Origin of the sequence: Pauljensenia sp. UMB10120, assembly GCF_030212035.1 — a bacterium.
Taxonomy (GTDB): domain Bacteria; phylum Actinomycetota; class Actinomycetes; order Actinomycetales; family Actinomycetaceae; genus Pauljensenia; species Pauljensenia radingae_A.
Genome location: NZ_JASODH010000017.1, coordinates 1 through 3,593 on the forward strand (window position 1 = coordinate 1; position 3,593 = coordinate 3,593).

The following is a 3,593-nucleotide window of genomic DNA, read 5'->3' on the forward strand; positions in this document are numbered from 1 at the left end:
ACAATCATGGAACCAGCCGCATCCCTTGCGGCCTAAAAATCAGAAGGAAAACTGTCAACCAAACCCTCAGCAGACCCGCTGCCTTGCCTTGTACACTGGCTGACGTGCCTACCTCACCAGAAAACACACCCCGTCTTGAAGAGGCCGTGCTAGAGCGTCCGGGTTGTCGGCTGGTGTACCGCAAACGAGAGGCTACCTCGGGTAGGTGGGTCGTCTTCCTGCATGGGGCCGGCATGGACGGGCACATGTTCGACACGCAGATTTCCAGCATCCCCATCGACATTGGCATCGCGGTCTGGGATGCGCGTGGACACGGGCGATCCCGGCTCACGAGAGCTTTCCGATACCGTGACATGCTCGACGACCTCCATGCCCTCGTCCAACACATCGCGCCGAAGCGCCTCACCCTCGTCGGCCAGTCCATGGGCGGCAACCTGGCTCAGAGCTACGTCGAGCTCCATCCCGGTGCCGTCCATCGGTTGATGCTGATCGACTGCACCGACAACCACGGATCCTTGACCAGAATGGAGCGTTGGGCGTTGCGCATGGCCAGGCCGTTGCTGTCGGCCTATCCGTGGAAACTCACCGTCCGCCAGTCCGCGCGAGCGTGCGGAGTCGACCCAGCGACCATCGCCTACGCTTCCCGCTGTTTGGAGCGCATGGGCAAGTCGACATTCGTGGAGGTCATGGGTTTCTGGGTTGTTTGTCTCCGCCCCGACCCCTCCTACAGATTCCCATGCCGCACCGTGGCGCTGCTTGGCCAACAGGACAAGACGGGCAACGTTGCCAAGGCCCTAGCGCGACTGGCCGACAAGGATCCACTCGTTGAACTCACGACGATCCCCGACGCCTCCCACAATTCCAACATGGATCAGCCAGTCATTACCAACGCTGTGCTTGGGCGACTGCTCGCCTCGTAGCTCCGCGCGCAATGCCGCCGCCGCCCCGATGCCGTTGAGAGCGCATCATGGGGCGATGCTGTCTTGCGAAGTGGGAGACACACCTTAGCCCAGGAGCTCTACTGGCTGGTGCTCGAGTTTCTGGCTCAGTCCTTTTGATAGAAATCGCACGCGTACCCGTCTGCCGCTAGTGGCAACCCCTGCGCCCAGTCGGGCGTGGTGGCCATCAGCTCGCAGATCTCGTCCACGGTGGCCGTGGCGGTCTCCACGACGATCTCGTCATGGACGTGCATGACGATCCTGTGCCCAGCGCGATCGACCTGGTGCAAGGCATACGTGAGCAGATCTCGGGCGACGGCTTGGACAATGTTCTCGGTGAGCTTCCCACCGTAGGTTTCCAACTGGCCCCAATTGCGTCCCATCGTGATGCCCTCGTGCGCGATGCCGGTACCACCGAACCGGTTCTCACCCAGCTTGGGTTTCACATAGGCCAGGCGACGCCCGGAGGGCAGGCGGATGAACATAATCCCAGACTCCACGGTGAAAGTCAGCGCACCAACACAGGTCGGCTGGCGGGTAGAGATGGCCTCGATCGCGGCGGTGTTGATATCGGCCCACAGCTGCACCACGCTGGGGTTGGCTGCCCGCCACGCATCCACCAACGGCTGCAACTCGCTCTCAGCTAGCCCCATGCGTAGGGCTCCCATAGCTTTTAGTGCGCCGACGCCGCCTTGGTATCCGCAGTTGTGGACGAGATGTCCCGATACGGTGTAACGGTGATGCTCTCCGGCATGTCGTAGGTCATAAACTCGAGCCGGGCCTCGATTAATGGCCATGCCTTGTATCGGTGTTTGACTGCTGTGCGTGCATCGTTGATGATCTGGCTCCGACTTTTTCCAGTCGAGAGTTTGCGCCTGACGACGCTTTGCTCGTAGGGCCAGTAGCGTTGCTCGAAACGAGAAAGCACTGTGTTTCGGCGGTTGCCGATGTTCGCCTTGCGGTCGACGAATCGTAGATTGCCCGGCTCGTAATGGCCGTTGGTGTCGATACGATCCAGCTCCAGTTCCTCGCTCACATTGGGCAGATTGTCCACAATCCATAGCCCTGCTTCCTGGATGGAGGAGAACCTGAATTCGATTCCACGCCCACCGTAGGATTCCCATTGCCCATCGTTGGGGTTGGTGCAGCGTTGCTTGGCGGAGGTCAGCCTGCGATCCAGCCAACGCGGAATGTGTGGAAGATCTTTCTCGGAACAGTTCTGGCACCCTTTGGATCGCCCGCTTGTCAGGGAGCCCAGGTTGATCCACTCGATCTTGCCACAGCCGGTGCAGCGTGTTTCGGCGTAGCAGTAATTCCAGTTTTTCGACCAACGTTTTTCGGGGTTGATGATTCGCACCCACCCGTATTGGGTGCCGACCATCTCCGGTTTGTAAGAGACGTGCGCCGCTGGCGGCAGCTTGCCCGAATGGTATCGGCTCCGGTTGCCCTTGAACCCACACGAGGTGATCTGGCGTGGCGATGAGTCCTTGATATTCAATGACATTGCGTATTCCTTGATAGATCAGTCCTTCATGAGCGACAAAACTTTCTCCGTCCCACACTTTGTGACTGCAGGTGACCTGTTCGATAGGCACTTCTCCCTGATCGGTGAGCACCAATTGGCCTTCAGCGATACACGCCAAGACCGCGATCTTCCCTTTCTGCCGCAGCTCACTGTTCACGCCGTGCTTGTCGACGGGGACGCCGAACATTCTGCTGGCGGTCTCGCAATATAGATCCTTGCCTTCCTCGAACGCGCGCAGTGTGGTGGTTTCTCCGGCGAGCCACGCGATCACACGAGCTTCGATCGCCGAGAAATCCGCAACCACGAAGCGATGCCCCTCGGCTGGGATGAAGGCGGTACGGATCAACTGGGAAAGCGTGTCAGGCACCGACGGATACAGCAGCCCAATTGCGTCGAAGTTTCCCGTCCGCACGAGCGTGCGGGCCTCGCCAAGATCTGGGAGGTAGTTGCGGGGTAGGTTTTGGACTTGGACGAGGCGGCCAGCGAATCTTCCGGTGCGTCCTGCCCCGTAGAACTGGAGGAAACCCCGCCCGCGCCCGTCAGAACCTTGGACGTGTTGCATCGCCTCATACTTCTTGATCGAGGACTTGGCGAGCTCACCGCGCAGCAAGAGGACCTCACGCACCTGGCCAGTAGCCGTATCGAGCGCGACGGCAACTTCGTCTTTCGTCAATGACTGCAGGGGCGTGCCATGGGCGGCGAGCCACTCTTTCAGCTGGATCGGCGAGTTCGGGTTCTCCAGCCCCGTGAGTTCTTGAGCTCGGGCCAGTGTGGCGGTGCGGTGCTGCCGGTCGCAGGCCACTGCGTTGTCAACCAAAGTGGTGTCGAGCAGGATCCCGGTGTCGTTAATCTGCTGGTCAAGGGCGTAGGTGTCCCATTCGGCTTCGGGCAGGGGGAAAGCGGCGAGGCGTTCGTGGATCGCCAGCTCCACCTCCACATCACGGCGGTTATACGCCTTGAACGCCTCCCACCCGTCCGGGTCGGAGGCAGGCGGGTTACGCATCCCGCCCTGGTTGAAGACGCTGGGTGTGGCCGGGGTGCAGAACTGGCGGAGGGTCTGCTGAGGGTTTGGTTGACGTCTAGCTTGTTTCGCTGGGGCGGGGCAGGGAAGGATGTTGATTATGTCGAAG

At 60.4% G+C, this 3,593-nt stretch carries 2 protein-coding genes; one reads left to right on the plus strand and one right to left on the minus strand.

What is annotated here, in order from left to right:
- Positions 1 to 104: 104 nt before the first annotated feature.
- A complete protein-coding gene (locus QP093_RS09980; protein WP_285016389.1) occupies positions 105 to 920 on the plus strand; it encodes an alpha/beta fold hydrolase in 816 nt (271 codons plus the stop codon).
- A 125-nt stretch (positions 921 to 1,045) separates the two neighbouring features.
- On the opposite strand, the gene QP093_RS09985 is transcribed toward QP093_RS09980, so the two are convergent.
- Positions 1,046 to 3,593 (minus strand): DNA polymerase (locus QP093_RS09985; protein ID WP_285016391.1); only part of this gene is annotated, 2,548 nt, incomplete at its 5' end.